General features: G+C 57.6%; 10 protein-coding genes and 3 tRNA genes. 6 read left to right on the top strand and 7 right to left on the bottom strand.

Going from position 1 to position 16,154, the window contains the following annotated elements:
* Positions 1–334: 334 nt before the first annotated feature.
* Positions 335–562 (bottom strand): YgdI/YgdR family lipoprotein, encoded by a 228-nt coding sequence (locus tag LLF79_RS15145; protein ID WP_008499648.1) that lies wholly within the window; start codon positions 560–562, stop codon positions 335–337.
* A gap of 192 nt (positions 563–754) precedes the next feature.
* Between LLF79_RS15145 and csdA the strand changes: the two genes are divergently transcribed.
* Positions 755–1,960 carry a cysteine desulfurase CsdA gene (csdA, locus tag LLF79_RS15140; RefSeq protein WP_227879795.1) on the top strand — a complete coding sequence of 402 codons (1,206 nt, stop codon included), beginning with the start codon at positions 755–757 and terminating at the stop codon, positions 1,958–1,960.
* Positions 1,960–2,406: a cysteine desulfurase sulfur acceptor subunit CsdE gene (gene csdE, locus LLF79_RS15135; RefSeq protein WP_023344826.1), complete on the top strand. Its 447-nt coding sequence runs from the start codon at positions 1,960–1,962 to the stop codon at positions 2,404–2,406. Before csdA ends, csdE begins: the two co-directional genes overlap by 1 nt.
* On the opposite strand, the gene tcdA is transcribed toward csdE, so the two are convergent.
* Positions 2,397–3,203 (bottom strand): tRNA cyclic N6-threonylcarbamoyladenosine(37) synthase TcdA, encoded by an 807-nt coding sequence (gene tcdA, locus LLF79_RS15130; RefSeq protein WP_063452710.1) that lies wholly within the window; start codon positions 3,201–3,203, stop codon positions 2,397–2,399. The genes csdE and tcdA overlap by 10 nt on opposite strands.
* A gap of 75 nt (positions 3,204–3,278) precedes the next feature.
* Positions 3,279–4,376 (bottom strand): murein transglycosylase A, encoded by a 1,098-nt coding sequence (mltA, locus tag LLF79_RS15125; protein WP_021241890.1) that lies wholly within the window; start codon positions 4,374–4,376, stop codon positions 3,279–3,281.
* Between the two features lie 208 nt (positions 4,377–4,584).
* Between mltA and LLF79_RS15120 the strand changes: the two genes are divergently transcribed.
* From LLF79_RS15120 to LLF79_RS15110, 3 genes are all read left to right on the top strand, one after another.
* Positions 4,585–4,661 (top strand) — tRNA-Met (locus LLF79_RS15120).
* Positions 4,662–4,705: 44 nt separating this feature from the next.
* A tRNA-Met gene (locus LLF79_RS15115) sits at positions 4,706–4,782 on the top strand.
* A 44-nt stretch (positions 4,783–4,826) separates the two neighbouring features.
* Positions 4,827–4,903 (top strand) — tRNA-Met (locus tag LLF79_RS15110).
* Between the two features lie 87 nt (positions 4,904–4,990).
* Here LLF79_RS15110 and amiC read toward each other — a convergent pair.
* Positions 4,991–6,244: an N-acetylmuramoyl-L-alanine amidase AmiC gene (gene amiC / locus LLF79_RS15105; protein WP_227879794.1), complete on the bottom strand. Its 1,254-nt coding sequence runs from the start codon at positions 6,242–6,244 to the stop codon at positions 4,991–4,993.
* 227 nt (positions 6,245–6,471) lie between these two features.
* On the opposite strand from amiC, the gene argA reads away from it, so the two are divergent.
* Complete coding sequence (gene argA, locus LLF79_RS15100; RefSeq protein WP_227879791.1) at positions 6,472–7,803, top strand: amino-acid N-acetyltransferase; 1,332 nt, start codon at positions 6,472–6,474, stop codon at positions 7,801–7,803.
* A gap of 34 nt (positions 7,804–7,837) precedes the next feature.
* Here the strand turns inward: argA and recD are convergent, their stop codons facing one another.
* The 3 genes from recD to ptrA are packed head-to-tail and all read right to left on the bottom strand — an operon-like array spanning position 7,838 to position 16,076.
* Positions 7,838–9,658, bottom strand: coding sequence for an exodeoxyribonuclease V subunit alpha (recD, locus tag LLF79_RS15095; protein WP_227879789.1), 1,821 nt, complete (start codon positions 9,656–9,658; stop codon positions 7,838–7,840).
* Complete coding sequence (gene recB / locus LLF79_RS15090; RefSeq protein ID WP_063452707.1) at positions 9,655–13,197, bottom strand: exodeoxyribonuclease V subunit beta; 3,543 nt, start codon at positions 13,195–13,197, stop codon at positions 9,655–9,657. Before recB ends, recD begins: the two co-directional genes overlap by 4 nt.
* Positions 13,194–16,076: a pitrilysin gene (gene ptrA, locus LLF79_RS15085; protein WP_227879787.1), complete on the bottom strand. Its 2,883-nt coding sequence runs from the start codon at positions 16,074–16,076 to the stop codon at positions 13,194–13,196. Before ptrA ends, recB begins: the two co-directional genes overlap by 4 nt.
* Positions 16,077–16,154: the final 78 nt, after the last annotated feature.

Genomic DNA, 16,154 nt, shown 5'->3' with positions numbered 1-16,154 from the left:
ATGTTAAAGGAATTTAACAAATAGGAAACAACGTTTAACCTATTAGTTTTTTTTATCTGAGCCATTATAATTTGTCCGTTGAGGAACTACCAGCAAATACCTATAGTGGCGGCACTTCCTGAGCCGGAACGAAGAGCTTTTTTCGGAATGCGTGTTCTGAAGGGCTTTTGGCTTACGGTTGTGATGTTGTGTTGTTGTGTTTGCAATTGGTCTGCGATTCAGACCACGGTAGCAACGCTACCAATTTTTCACTTCCTGTACATTTACCCTGTCTGTCCATAGTGATTAATGTAGCACCGCCAACTTGCGGTGCTTTTTTTTCGCCTGCGATCGGTTAATGCTCGATCTCTTTCATCTCTTTCACGTCCGTGCGGTTGATCTGCTGCTTGTTCCCGTTAGCATCTTTGTACGAAATCATCCCGGTATCGTTATCGGTTGTCGGTTTCCCTTCCGAAACGATGGAACGACCATCGTTGGTGTGCATCACGTAGTTGTTACCGGAACAGGCGCTCAGGGCAAAAGTAAACGCACAGGCAGAGATGATTGCAGCTGTCTTATTCATGATTATTCTCCTTTAGCAATTAATGCTATTCAAACCTCGATTTATAACAGGCTAAAACATCCGCCTAACACTATTTAGCATAACCTGCTTTTTTGGGGTCATGAGGATAAGCAGACAATTCTGATAGATATCAACCTCCTTGCCCTGCCGCGGAAATTGCGCGACGATCGAGATATTGAAATGAGGAATCCCATGAACGCTTTCAGTCCTGCGCAGTTCCGCGCACAGTTTCCGGCGCTGGCCGATGCCGGTATTTATCTGGACAGTGCCGCCACCGCCCTTAAGCCACAGGCGGTCATTGACGCCACGCAGCAGTTTTACAGCCTGAGCGCCGGGAACGTGCATCGCAGCCAGTTTGCCGAGGCGCAGCGATTAACCGCGCGCTACGAAGCCGCACGCGATCGCGTGGCGCACCTGATCAATGCCGAAAGCGGGAAAAATATCGTCTGGACGCGCGGCACCACCGAGGCCATCAATATGGTGGCCCAGTGCTACGCGCGCCCGCTGCTTCAGCCGGGCGATGAGATCGTCGTCAGCGAGGCGGAACATCACGCCAACCTGGTGCCGTGGCTGATGGTGGCCGAACAAACGGGTGCACGCGTGGTGAAGCTTCCGCTGGGCGCAGACCTTCTGCCCGATGTGGCCCGTCTCCCCGAGTTGATTACCCCTCGCAGCCGCATTCTGGCGCTCGGACAGATGTCTAACGTCACCGGTGGTTGCCCGGACCTGGCTCAGGCGATTCGCATCGCGCATGCCAACGGGATGGTGGTGATGGTTGACGGCGCCCAGGGCGTGGTGCATTTCCCCGCCGACGTGCAGGCGCTGGATATCGACTTCTATGCCTTCTCAGGACATAAGCTCTACGGGCCAACCGGTATTGGGGTGTTGTACGGCAAGCCAGAACTGCTGTCAAAAATGACGCCGTGGCTGGGTGGCGGCAAAATGATCACCGAAGTGTCGTTCGATGGCTTCAAAACGCAGGATGTTCCCTATCGCCTGGAGGCCGGTACGCCGAACGTGGCGGGTGTGATTGGCCTAAGCGCGGCGCTGGAGTGGCTGGCAGAAACAGACGTTGTGCAGGCTGAAAGCTGGAGCCGGGGACTGGCGACGCTGGCAGAGGAAGAACTGAAAAAGCGCCCGGGTTTCCGCTCGTTCCGCGTTCAGGACTCAAGCCTGCTCGCCTTTGATTTTACGGGCGTGCATCACAGCGACATGGTGACGCTGCTGGCGGGGTATGGCATCGCCCTGCGCGCCGGGCAGCACTGCGCGCAGCCGCTGCTGGCGGCGCTCGGCGTGAGCGGCACGCTGCGCGCCTCGTTCGCGCCCTATAACACACAAAGCGATGTTGACGCGCTGGTTGCCGCCGTCGACCGCGCGCTTGAAATACTGGTGGATTAATGACTCACGCTGCTTTAGCCGGACATCCGTTTGGCACCGTCATCACTGAAGAGACGTTAAAACAGACCTTTGCCCCGCTTTCACAGTGGGAAGATAAATATCGCCAGCTGATTCTTCTCGGTAAGCAGTTACCGACCCTCTCTGACGATCTCAAGGCGCAGGCGAAAGAGATTGCAGGCTGTGAAAATCGCGTCTGGCTGGGCGTGAGCGTTTCCGGCGAGAAGCTGCACTTCTTCGGCGACAGCGAAGGCCGCATCGTCCGGGGCCTGTTGGCCGTATTGTTGACGGCAGTGGAAGGGAAAAGCGCGGCGGAACTGCTGGCGCATTCGCCGCTGGCGTTATTTGATGAGCTGGGGCTGCGCGCGCAGCTCAGCGCCTCGCGCGGTCAGGGGTTGATCGCGCTCAACGACGCGGTACTGGACGCCGCACGTCAGGCTCAGGCCTGACGTTCCGCCTTCGCCATCATCTTCTTCAGGGCGTGAGACACCGCCACAAAGCCGAAGGAAGCGGTCACCATGGTGGCCGCGCCAAAACCTGAGGCGCAATCCATTCTCTTTGGCCCTTCCGCCGTGCTTTTCATCGAACACACGGAGCCATCCGCCTGCGGGTAGACCAGCGCTTCGGTCGAGAACACGCAGTCTACGCCCAGCTTGCCCTTGCTGTTCTTCACGACGTTAAAGTCGCTTTTCAGGCGTTCACGCAGCTTGGCGGCAAGAGGATCCTGAATGGTTTTCGCCAGATCGGCCACCTGGATCTGCGTAGGGTCGATTTGCCCGCCCGCGCCGCCGGTCGTCACCAGGGGAACCTTGTAACGACGACAGTAGGCGATCAGCGCCGCTTTTGGACGCACGCTGTCGATGGCGTCAATCACATAGCTGTAGCCTTTGCTCATGTATTCAGCGACGTTATCTGCCGTCACAAAATCATCAATCACCGTGACCCGACATTCCGGGTTAATCAGGCGGATACGTTCCGCCATGACCTCAGATTTTGCCAGGCCGACGCTATCACGCAGGGCGTGGATTTGACGGTTGGTGTTGGTGACGCACACGTCATCCATATCAATCAGCGTGATTGCGCCAATACCGGTTCTCGCCAGCGCTTCTGCGGCCCACGACCCCACACCACCAATGCCCACGACGCAGACGTGCGCATCCGCAAACAGCTGCAGGGCTTTTTCACCATAGAGACGTGCCGTGCCGCCAAAACGCTGGCGCCAGGCATCGCTGATTACCACAGACATAACACCTCAGATGTAAAAAGGGTGAGGTTCTCCTCACCCTGAACAGTAATCCGTATTGCGTTCAGAATACCACAATCAGCCGCTGAATACGTTTCCGGCACCCGGTGCCGCCTTAAGCACCCACACGCGTCCGTAGTGGTTATACCAGCCTGCGCGGTGGCCTGCATCCGGGCCAATGCCCTGATAGATATCGAAGTGCTGCCCTTTGATCGCGCCGCCAACGTCCAGCGCCACCATCAGACGCAGCTCATACTGGCCGTTGAATTTGCCGTTGTTGTCCAGCAGCGGGACCTCTGCCAGCAGCGTGGTGCCCGCAGGAATAATCGAACGATCCGATGCCACCGACGCGCGGCCAATCAGCGGTACCGCGCTCGCCCCTTTCACCGGCGCGAAGTTTTGCGGTTTAAAGAAGACGAACGACGGGTTCTGCTCCAGCAGCTCACGCACCTCGGCTTCGCTGTGCTTTTCGCCCCACTCGCGGATCGCCTGCATCGACATGTCTTCTTTCTTCACTTCGCCGCGGTCGATCAGCACCTTGCCAATACTGCGATAGGCGTGGCCGTTTTTACCGGAATAGCTGAAGAAGTTAAGCGGCGAGCCGTCGCCAAAATCAATATAGCCGCTGCCCTGAACGTCCATGATGAAGTTGTCCATCAGGGAGTTGCTGTAGGCCAGAACGTAATTTTCACTCAGCGCCCCGGCGTAGATCTCAGCGCGCGACGGCAGACGGCCGCGTTTTGGCGGCATACGGTAGATAGGGTACTGGAACTCGCCCTGACGCGTGTGTCGCGCCTGAATAACCGGGGTGTAATAGCCGGTGAACTGGACGTTGCCGTAGTTATCGGCCCCTTCCATCTGCCAGGCGTCGATACCAAACTGGCGCATGTTGCGCGTATCGCCGCCCGCGCGCAGCCAGTCCTGCACCGCGCTATAAACGTTGTTCTGTGCGCTGTACAGACGCGGTGATGCGTTGCGGATCTGGTAGACCTGCTCGGAGAAATCTCCGGCATTGATCGGTGCGCCGACCGCATCAGGCTGATTAACTAAAGAGAAAGGCTGGGATAACTTCCCGTCTTTATACTGTTGACCGCGATCGGTCGGTTTGGAAGAACAGGCCGCAAGAATCGCTACCATTGCGCCCGCCATCAGATACTTCGCCCAACGTCCTTTCATTCTGTCTCGTCTTTAAGTTGCCCATTTCCGCGTGATGAAGATAACAAACCGCCAGGGCTAATGAAATGCGATCGCATGCCCTTTGGCAAATTTTGCGCAAAAAATAGTCCAAACAGCGCCATGTCGTTCAATTTGCATACAAAATCATGATAAATGTGAAAAAGGGGTTGCATCACAAGTCTATCCGAGTATAGTGCGCATCCACGGACGCGGGGTGGAGCAGCCTGGTAGCTCGTCGGGCTCATAACCCGAAGGTCGTCGGTTCAAATCCGGCCCCCGCAACCAATTAAAATTTGATGAAGTATCTTCTACGACTGTAGAAAGACGGACGCGGGGTGGAGCAGCCTGGTAGCTCGTCGGGCTCATAACCCGAAGGTCGTCGGTTCAAATCCGGCCCCCGCAACCAATCAAATTTGAAGAAGTAAGTTTCTGCGAGAGTAGAAAGACGGACGCGGGGTGGAGCAGCCTGGTAGCTCGTCGGGCTCATAACCCGAAGGTCGTCGGTTCAAATCCGGCCCCCGCAACCAACACTTCTAAAACAATAAACACCCTTAAGGGTGTTTTTTTGTATCTGTCGTTTGTGAATTTGCCGGGCGTTTACCCGGCCAAAAGATCTACCCGCGCCGCGCCAGCGTCGCCCCGTCAGAGAAATACGCACGAATCCCTGCCAGAATCGACTCCGCCACTTCCTGCTGGAATTTTGCCGTCTTGAGCTTACGCTCCTCTTCCACGTTACTGATAAACGCGGTTTCAACCAGGATGGACGGGATATCCGGCGCCTTGAGTACCGCAAATCCGGCCTGTTCAACGCTGTTCTTGTGCAGCTTATTGATGTTGCCCAGCTTGCCCAGCACCGCTTTACCAAACTTCAGGCTGTCGTTAATGGTCAGCGACTGCACCATATCGAACATGGTGTGGTCGACGTAGCGGTCGCCGCTTTTGCTCACGCCACCGATCAGGTCCGAGGCGTTCTGGGTATCCGCCAGGTATCTTGCTGCGGTACTGGTCGCGCCTTTGGTTGAGAGCGCAAACACCGACGAGCCGCTTGGCTGACGGCTGGTAAACGCATCCGCATGGATCGAGACGAACAAATCTGCGCGCTGCTTCTGTGCTTTCGCCACCCTGACCTTCAGCGGAATAAAGACGTCTTCATTACGCGTCATATAGGCGCGCATGTTGCCTTCTTTATCAATCAGCGCCTTCAGACGACGGGCAATTTGCAGAACCACGTCTTTTTCACGCGTGCGGTATTTCCCCACCGCACCGGAGTCTTCGCCGCCGTGGCCTGGATCGAGCATGATCACAATCGGACGATCGCGCCCTGCTTTCCCCGGCTGCGGACCGCTTTGCGCCGGCGGAACCTGACGCTGCAGATCGCCTTTGTTGTAATCTTCCAGCAGGGCAAGAAGCGGATCCTGAATATCCGTCGCATTGGCCGGATAGAGATCCATCACCAGGCGCTCTTTGAACGTCGCGACAGGCGCCAGGGCAAACAGCTGCGGCTTCACGTTCTGCTTCAGTTCAAACACCATGCGCACGGTTTGCGGATCGAACTGCCCGACGCGCGCCGATTTAATAAACGGATCGTCGCTGCGGATCTGCGCCGCCATCCCTTTCAGCACGGAGTTGAGGTTAACGCCTTCGAGATCCACCACCACACGTTCCGGGTTGCTGAGGGCAAATTGCTTATATTTCAGCACGCGATTGGATTCGACCGTCACGCGCGTATAGGTCGACGATGGCCAGACGCGCACCGCCACGACCTGACTGGTGGCGGCAAGACCGACCTGACTGACGCTAAGCAACCACATTGCCCCGGCCCCTTTTAACAAACGGCGGCGGCTTATTGCTGAATTGGATCCCGACATGCTTCTCCCGAGCAAGAACACTGACTGATATACAAAATGTCCAGATTGACCGAAAACTTTAACGAATGACGCATAAACTGTCATCTATAAAAGGGTAAACAATCATACGCTAACGCACGGATTACTTATCATTTTCTGTAGGTCGCGGAAAATTTGCGCTTGCACACGCGGCCACAATCGAATAAAAATACAGAAATTACGAATAAACATTCATTAAGGGTTGTGCCATGGTGAAGGAACGTAGAACCGAACTGGTCCAGGGATTCCGCCATTCTGTTCCCTATATCAACGCCCATCGGGGAAAAACGTTTGTCATCATGCTTGGCGGCGAAGCCATTGAGCATGAAAATTTTTCCAGCATCGTCAATGACATTGGCCTGCTGCACAGCCTGGGGATCCGCCTGGTGGTGGTCTATGGCGCGCGCCCGCAGATCGACGCTAACCTGGCCGCTCACCACCACGAGCCGATTTACCACAAGCATACCCGCGTCACGGATGCCAAAACCCTTGAGCTGGTGAAGCAGGCGGCAGGTCTGCTGCAGCTGGATATCACCGCTCGCCTGTCCATGAGCCTGAACAACACGCCGCTGCAGGGCGCGCATATCAACGTCGTGAGCGGCAACTTCATCATTGCCCAGCCGCTCGGCGTGGACGATGGCGTGGATTACTGCCACAGCGGCCGCATTCGTCGTATTGATGAAGAAGCCATTCACCGCCAGCTGGACAGCGGTGCCATCGTGCTGATGGGCCCGGTCGCCGTTTCGGTGACCGGCGAAAGCTTCAACCTCACTTCAGAAGAGATCGCCACGCAGCTGGCGATCAAGCTGAAGGCGAAAAAAATGATTGGGTTCTGCTCCTCGCAGGGCGTCGTGAATGATGAAGGAACGATCGTGCCGGAACTCTTTCCGAATGAAGCCCAGGCCCGCGTGGAGGCGCTGGAAGCCGAAGGCGATTACCACTCCGGCACCGTCCGCTTCCTGCGTGGCGCCGTGAAGGCCTGCCGCAGCGGCGTGCGTCGTAGCCACCTGATCAGCTATCAGGAAGACGGTGCCCTGCTGCAGGAGCTGTTCTCCCGCGACGGTATTGGTACGCAGATTGTCATGGAGAGCGCGGAGCAGATCCGCCGCGCCACCATTAACGACATCGGCGGTATTCTGGAGCTGATCCGCCCGCTGGAACAGCAGGGTATTCTGGTGCGTCGTTCACGCGAGCAGCTGGAAATGGAGATAGACAAATTCACCATTATTCAGCGCGATAACCTGACGATTGCCTGCGCCGCGCTTTATCCGTTCCCGGAAGAGAAGATCGGTGAAATGGCCTGCGTGGCGGTGCATCCTGATTACCGCAGCTCTTCACGCGGTGAAATGCTGCTTGAGCGCGTGGCGGCACAGGCGCGCCAGATGGGGCTGAGCAAGCTGTTCGTCCTGACGACGCGCAGCATTCACTGGTTCCAGGAGCGCGGGTTCACGCCGGTGGATATCGATTCTCTGCCGGAAACGAAGAAAGAGATGTACAACTATCAGCGCCGTTCAAAAGTGCTGATGGCGGACCTGGGATGATACGACGCCCTCACCGTGCGGCGAGGGCGTTCGTTCAGAGGGACTCAAATATCGCGCCCAGCCCGCTTCGGCGTTCCGTGCGGGTGGCAATCGCCTGCACCAGCACGCGTTCATCGGTATACAGCGACAGGCGCTGACGCGCGCGCGTAATGGCGGTATAGATCAGCTCGCGGGTAATGACGGGGGAAAGCTGCGTAGGCAGGACCAGCGCCGCGTGGTTAAACTCAGAGCCCTGGGATTTATGCACCGTCATCGCCCAGGCGGTTTCATGCTCGGGCAAACGGCTGGGCTGGAAAGACTTCACGCTCCCGTCCGGCATCTGGAACCAGACGCGCAGCCCCTGGCCGCAGTCGAGCGCAATCCCGATATCCCCGTTAAACAACCCCAGCGCGCTGTCGTTGCGGGAAATCATCACCGGTCGCCCTTCATACCAGCGCGAGTGTGGGGTGCGGTTTATTTTACGCTTTTGCACCAGCAGCTGTTCCAGCCTGTCGTTCAGGCCCCGGACACCAAAGGGACCTTCCCTCAGCGCACAGAGCAGCTGATATTCACCAAATGCAGCAATGACCTGCTCCGGTGAACGCTGCTGTTGTACGTCCGTCAGAAAGTGCTGATACCCCTGCAGGGCATCATCCAGCATCGCCTGATACGCCTCCCCGCTTTCCAGCGATTTTTTCTCAATATCCGTAAAGGTTCCGGCAAACACCGCGGAGGTGGCGTGCCTGTCTCCCCGGTTTACGGCCGCCGCAAGCTGGCCGATGCCGGAATCGCTGCCGAAACGGTAGCTTTTCTGCAGCAGACACAGGCTGTCGCGCAGCGCGCCCGCAAGCGAGTGGCTTTCAGAGGTGAGCGTACATCCGGTAAGACGGGCGAGCTCCTGGGCGCGTTCAGCGGTATACCCCAGGCTGGCATAGGTGCAAATATCGCCCAGTACGGCCCCCGCCTCCACGGAGGCAAGCTGGTCACGATCGCCGAGAAAAATGACGCGCGCGTGCGGCGGTAGCGCATCAATCAACCGCGACATCATCGTCAGGTCAATCATCGACGCTTCATCCACCACCAGCACGTCAAGATGCAGCGGATTACCGGCATGGTAGCGCAGACGCTGGCGACCTGGCTGAGCGCCAAGCAAACGGTGCAGCGTGCTGGCTTCGTTGGGGAAAAGCGCAAGCTGCTCCCCGGTAAGCGGCAGCTTTTGCAGCGCGCCGCCTAACGATTCCGTCAGACGCGCCGCCGCTTTACCGGTGGGGGCCGCCAGGCGAATACGGCACTTTTGCTCACCCGAGAGCTGAATCAGCGCGGCAAGCAGTTTTGCCACGGTGGTCGTTTTCCCGGTGCCCGGTCCGCCTGAAATCACCGAGATCCGACGCGTTAAGGCCACGGCTGCCGCCACTTTCTGCCAGTCTGTCGCCTCGTCAGAGGAAAACAGCGCATCCAGCGTTTGCCGAAGCTGCGTTTCATCGCAGGGAAGCGGGGCGTTGGTCTCGCTGAAGAAGCGCGCCACCGTCAGTTCGTTACGCCACAGCCGGTTAAGATACAAACGCTCGCCGACCAGAATCATTGGCGTCCCGGTATCGGCTCCGCTCACGGCAGGCGAACCGCGTAGTATCGCCTGCCAGTCCAGTGCGTCACCCAGCAGCGCGAAACACGCCTGTAAAGCCGGAGGCATTTTCTCATCCACCGCCAGACGCGACAGCGGCAGACATACGTGCCCTTCCCCCGCGTCTTTGCTCAGAATCGCGGCGGCAAGCATGACGGCTGGCTCCTCGCCTGCCACCATCATGGCAAACTGCACGTCCAGGTGGCGCAGTAATCGTTGTTCAACCGCGTCCAGCAGTAGCGCCTGCATCGTCATGCCATCTCCTCCGTGCCTGCGGCAAACAGGTTATCCATTTTTTCAATCAGTTCCACAGCCGGACGCGTGCTAAAGACGCCGGAACGCGGGTCGTTGGCATCCACGCCGCGCAGGAACAGGTAAATCACGCCGCCAAAATGCGCCTCGTAACGGTAATCGGCAATACGATGGCGCAGGTAACGGTGCAGCGCCAGGGTATAAAGCTGGTACTGCAGATCGTAGCGATGCAGTTGCATAGCCGACGCCATCGCCTGTTGGGTATAGGCTGTGCTGTCTTCGCCCAGCCAGTTCGATTTGTAATCCAGCAGGTAGTAGCGCCCGTCGTGGCGGAAAACAAGGTCGATAAAGCCTTTTAGCATCCCCTGCACCTGGCGGAAGTTCAGCGGCGGGCACCCGGCGGACAGCGGATCGTACTCGCGGATCAACGCATCAAGCACCTCGGCCCTGAGCGGGCTGGCGATGGGAAGATAAAACTCCATCTCCACCTGCTTATCTTTGGCGGTCAACTGGCTAAGCGAGATCCCCTGGGCCGTGAGCGGGGCGTGCAGAACCGCGCGGATCCATTCAGTAAGAACCGGCTGCCATTGCGCGTCGTAACCACCGCTCTGTAGCATCTTCAGCACCCACTCTTCGGAAACCGGCTGGGTAAAATCCAGCTCTTCAAACAGGCTGTGTAAAAACGTGCCCGGCGAGGCGCCGCGCGGGAACTGGTGCGGCGTCAGCACCGGCTCAGCGGGTACGCTACCGGCGCCTGCGGCATCCACGTCCAGTTTTGGCATCAGATCCTGCGCAATACTCTGCCCGTGCTGCTGTAAGCCAGAGTAGCTGGTAACGCGCCAGTCGTCGGCAATCGTACGTACCACCTGACGGGCATGGAGATCTGACTCGTGCGGCTCCGGCATGTGCCAGCGGCTGTTGTCGGGCAGCGATGGAATATGCAGGGCAACATGCTCAGTACAAAGCGATTCGATGCACTGGCGCAGGCCCGCCGCGTCTTTGGGTTCACCCTGCTGAATAAGCCGCCCCAGCGCGCTCAGATGAAAATCGCTCTCTCCGCTCTTTTCGCCACGGCGACGGAACAGAGGCGCAACGCCCAGGCTGCAGTGCCATACCGAGCGCGTCAGCGCCACGTAGAGCAGGCGCAAATCTTCCGCCAGACGTTCGGCCTCTGCCAGCTCAACGCTGGACTCCGCGTTGCTGAGATCGAGCACCGCCTCAAAAGACTCGCGATCGTGGTAAAAAGCCTGATCCTGCACGCGGTAATTGGCGATAAACGGCAGCCAGACCAGCGGATATTCCAGGCCTTTCGACTTGTGGATGGTGACGATCTGCACCAGATGTTTATCACTCTCGAGGCGCATCTGCTGGCTCGAGGAATTGCTGTTCGGATCGGCAATCTGCTGCGCCAGCCAGCGCACCAGGGCATGCTCGCTCTCCAGCTGCGTACCCGCTTCCTGCAAGAGTTCGCTGATGTGTAAAATATCGGTCAAACGCCGCTCGCCGCCTGCGGTAGCCAGCATATTCTCGGCAATGTGGCGCTGAGCCATGAGCTCGCGCACCATCGCCATCACCCCGCGCTTCTGCCATCTTTCCCGGTAGTGGACAAACTCTTCCACCACCGCATCCCACGCGGCTTCGTCATTGTTGAGCGCATCAATATCGCGCGCGTTCAGTCCGAGCATCGCGCTGGCTAATGCGCTGCGCAATGTACTTTCCCGCTCCGGGGCCAGCACGGCCTGCAGCAGCCATAACATCTCCTGCGCCTCCAGCGTTTCAAAGACGCTGTCGCGGTTCGAGAGGTAGACGGAGGGGATATTCAGTAACGTCAGGGCGTCGCGGATTAATGCGGCCTCCTGACGGCTGCGCACCAGCACCGTAATATCCGATGCCTTTACCGGGGTGGGGTTATCCCCCTTCCACAGCAGCGCCTCGCCTCGCGCTCCCGCACTGAGCCAGTCACGGATTTGCGCAGCACAGTGCTGGGCCATGGCATTTTGATAGTCGGCAACGCCGCAGCCTTCCCCATCCAGCAGCCAGAAGTTCATGGCAGGCTGCGTCACGCCGTTAAACTCGAAGCGCAACGAGGCGTTTTTCGGGGCAAATTTTACCGGCTGAAACGGGATCTCCCGGAACATAAACGCCGTTTCCATGCGGCTAAACAGCGCGTTGACGCTTTCCACCATGCCGGGAGAGGAGCGCCAGTTGGTATCGAGCGTGTAGTGCGCATCAACCTCGCTGCGGGCTTTCATATAGGTGAAAATATCCGCACCGCGGAAGGCGTAGATGGCCTGTTTCGGATCGCCGATTAACAGCAGCGCGGTGTCGGGCTGCTGGCGCCAGATACGGCGGAAAATGCGGTACTGCTGAGGGTCGGTGTCCTGGAATTCGTCTATCATCGCCACCGGGAAGCGGGTGCGAATCGCGGCGGCAAGCGCTTCGCCATTTTCACTGCACAGCGCCGCATCCAGGCGGCTCAGCATATCGTCGAACCCCAGCTCGCCACGGCGGCGCTTTTCGCGTGCCACGGCCTCACGAATTTCGGTCATGGCGCGAGCGATCATCAGATCGTTGAGCGTAAGGGGCTCCGCCAGCAGGGTTTCAATCGCCACAAACAGGGGATGCTCAGGCACAATGCCGTCGGCTTTGGTCCGCTCAGCCAGGAAACGTTGGGAGAATTTCTCCAGCGCGTCCGGGAGCTGGTAGCCCCGCGTCTCTTCCTGCGCCCAGGCGCTGACCTTGTCGATCCATTTTCCCTGATTGCCACGGTTGAACTTGCGACGATCGATGCCGGAATTTTCGATAATGGCGTCAATCTCGCCGACTGACTCCATCCACTTTTGCTTGATGTCTGCAATTTTCGCGATGATTTTTTCATGCCGCGTGGCCAGGGTTTCATCTGCCTGTGGCGGGGATTTGATGACCGGCGCTTCCCCCTGCAGATAACGATCGATCGCGCGCAGCAGCGCTTCCGGGCCTTTCCAGAGCGCGTGTACCGCTTCGGCAATATCGCGCTGTAAGGGGTAGCAGTGGCGACGCCAGAAATCCGCGCAGGCCTGATAGCGAAGCACGGACTCATCTTCAATGAGCTGCTGTTCGAACAGCATACCGGACTCGAAGGCATTCAGGCTCAGCATGCGCTGGCAAAAACCGTGAATGGTAAAGACGGACGCTTCGTCCATCTGCCGTTCAGCGAGCAGCAGCCACTGGGCTGCCTGCTGCTTATCGGCAATCTCTTCCAGAAGGCTCGCGTAGAGGGGGTTATCCGTGCTCTGACGCAGACAGGCAATGCGCAGCTCGTGGATATTGGTACGAATACGGCCCCGCAGCTCCGCCGTAGCGGCCTCGGTGAAGGTGACCACCAGCAGCTCTTCCACGCTCAAAGGGCGCGGAAAAGCGGCGTTGCCGCCAAGCCCTAACAGCAGGCGCAGATAGAGGGCGGCAATGGTGAAGGTTTTTCCCGTTCCCGCTGAGGCTTCAATCAATCGTTCACCCTGCAGAGGTAAACGTAAGGGATCAAGGGACTCAGCGGTATCGGTCATACTTTCTTACTCCAGGGCATAGATTGCTGCAGCGCGCTGACGCTCTTCCAGACTTTCCAGCCTTTCGGGTTCACGTATTCCGTTTTCCCGTTCTGGCTACCGGAAACCTGGGACAGGATGGTGATTCCCTGCGGCTTAATGACCGCCTGATGGAAGAAGTCGGCAACCTTCTGCGGCGTCAGCTGTTTTATCTCGGCCACTACTTTATCACGCGAATCAAATTTCAGATTACCGCGATCGAAATCTTTGCTCAGCTGCGAGGCTTCTTCACCCAGCGTCTGCGGCGGCTGCATCACCTGCGCGATGACGGCCTGCTGGATCTGGGCAAACTCTTCCGGCTTCATGGCACGCAGTTTTGCTTCCACCTGCGGGAAGAAGGCCTGGTAACGCTGCCAGAGATACGCCGGTTGTTTATCGCTGCTTTGCAGCAGGAAGCCCAGCCCCCACTGACGACCGACGTTCATGGAGAAGGCAAACACCGCGTAGCCAAGCTGCTCCTCTGTGCGTAACTGGTTATAGAACCACGGCTGAATAATCTGTCCCAGCACGGCGCTCTGCGCTGAACTGGCAAATTCATCGTAGCCCGTTGGCACAAAGACCGCGGCCAGCGCGGAATCCGTGCTGTTACCCGCTTTTTCAAAGATCACATTCTGCTTTTTCTCAACCAGCACGTCCTGGTTGCGGCACCACTCGTCGCCTTTAGAGCCGAGCTGAGTGCGAACATTCTGCGCCAGGGTTTTGGCCTGATCCTCACTCATGTTGCCAACGATCAGGAACTCCGGACGCGTGTTGGTTTTCAGCGCATCGCGGTACGCCAGCACGTCTTTTAAGGAGATGGAAGGCAGCAGCGCGCGGCGATCCTCACGCTGGAAATAAGGAACCTGCGACAGCATTTGCGCCGGCATAAGCGCCAGATCGTAAGCCTTGCCCTTCTCGGCAGAATCCATCATCTGGGCATACCAGGATTTAGCCTGCTCAAGCTGCTCTTCCGTCGGCGTGTAGCTGAAGTAGCCCTCCAGCAGGGCCTGGAACAGCTGAGGCAAGCGCTGGGTATAGCCGTTTGCATTAAGCATCAAACCGTTATTGGCGTTGGTGGAGAAGCTGATCCCGCCCACGGCGGCCTGGTTGCTGAGCTGATCGAGCGCGATACCGGCGAGATAGTCATTGAGCGCGAACATCACCTGATTTTTGGCGCTGTTCATGGCTTTCGGGTTACGCAGCACCACGCTAACATCGGCCTTTGGCTCGCTGGCAAAATACCGGCTTGGGGTGTACACGACGCGCAGCGTTGGCTCATCAATGATGAGTTCCGGATGCGGGTAATCTTTCGTCGTTTTGATCAGCGAGAAGTCATCCGGAATATAGGGGTTCAGCTCCGGCAGCTTCAACGCAATCTCACCGGCCTTCTTCTGCCAGTCGGCGAAGGTCTGGGCGCTGATTTTATCCACCTGATAAGGGGCATCGACAAAGTACGCCGTCTTGTTATGCGGTTCGTTCGGGCTGATGTACCAGATGCGGGCATTCTCCGGCGTCATCATCGCCAGGCGGTCTTTTAACGCCCCGGCATCATACCGGTCGGCAATATTCACCGCGTCGAGGGTATGTTCCACCGGCACGCGGATCATGGTGTCCGCCAGCCACTCCACATAATCCATGTCGCGGGTGATGGACGGGTAGCGGAAATCGAGATCCAGCACGTGCGCGAGTTCATCAAAATAGCGCTTATCGACGCCTTTCTCACGCAGTAAGGAGAGGTAGCTAAAGATAGCCGCTACGACTTCATCACGGTTGGCCTGTCCTTTGTCAGTCAGGGTCGCTGAGATCGCCAGCACGCCGCTATTGCCGTTCACAACCGGATCGGAGTCGGCGCGAATGCCTTCCGCCAGCCCCTGCTTTTGCAGCCAGTCAGACAGCGTACCCGGGCTACGGTTACCAATCAGATAGGTGACCAGCTCATCGGTTTTACTGCGGAACTGTGCCGTGTTGTTATCAATGCGGAATTCCACGCGCAGCACTTTGCGCGGCATGGCAGGAACGTAGTGGATCACGATGCCTTTTTGCGCGTCAGTGACCACCGGAACGGTGATTTGCGGCAGGTCGATATTTTTATTCGGCACCCGGCCAAAGGTTTTGGCCGCCATGGCTGCCAGCTCCGGCAACGGTTTATTGCTGTAGATGACCGCTTTCATCAGGTTGGCGGAGTAGTATTTATCGCGAAACGCGTGCAGGGCATCCAGCACCGGGCTGTTCGGTTTGTCGCTCAAGGTTTCCACGTTACCACCTGAGAAGCGCGAACCCGGGTGCGCGGGGTTGATGGTTTCGGCGCTGACCTGCGCCATGCGCATACCGTCTCGCGTGCGGGCCATGGTCAGCTCGGCATTCACCGCATTACGTTCACGATCGGCGTATTTTTTATCCAGCAACGGCGCGGCGATGGAATCGGCAAGGCGATCGACCGCCCCTTCCAGCGCATCATTTTCGACTTCGAGATAAAAGGCCGTGCGGTACGGTGCCGTACTGGCATTGTGGCTGCCGCCATGCATCTTCAAAAATTCGGACAGGCTATCTGGCTGCGGGTATTTTTTTGACCCCATCAGCGTCATATGTTCCAGATAGTGTGCAAGCCCAGGATGAGCGTCAGGATCTTCCAGCGACCCAACCGGCACCACTAATGCCGACAGGGATTTCACCGCCTGCGGGTCGGAAACCAGCAGCACGGTCATCCCGTTATCAAGGCGAATAGCCTGATATTGACGGGTATCTTTTTCGCTCTTACGGATAGTTTCCTGAACGGGTTGCCAACCGGAGTCTGCGTGAGTGACGGGCGCCCAAAGGGCAATAAACAAAACAAACGCTTTAAACAAGGTGCTGCCTGGCATTACGACCTCTTTATCACGGCTACATCATTAACAAACTGCGTGCTGGACACGCCAACATCTCTTTCTTTGGGTACATCA

Source organism: Enterobacter cloacae complex sp. 2021EL-01169, from assembly GCF_020733125.1.
In the GTDB taxonomy this organism is placed as follows: Bacteria; Pseudomonadota; Gammaproteobacteria; order Enterobacterales; family Enterobacteriaceae; genus Enterobacter; species Enterobacter roggenkampii.
The sequence above is the reverse complement of the archived record's forward strand: the minus strand, read 5'-3'. Positions and strand labels throughout refer to the sequence as shown.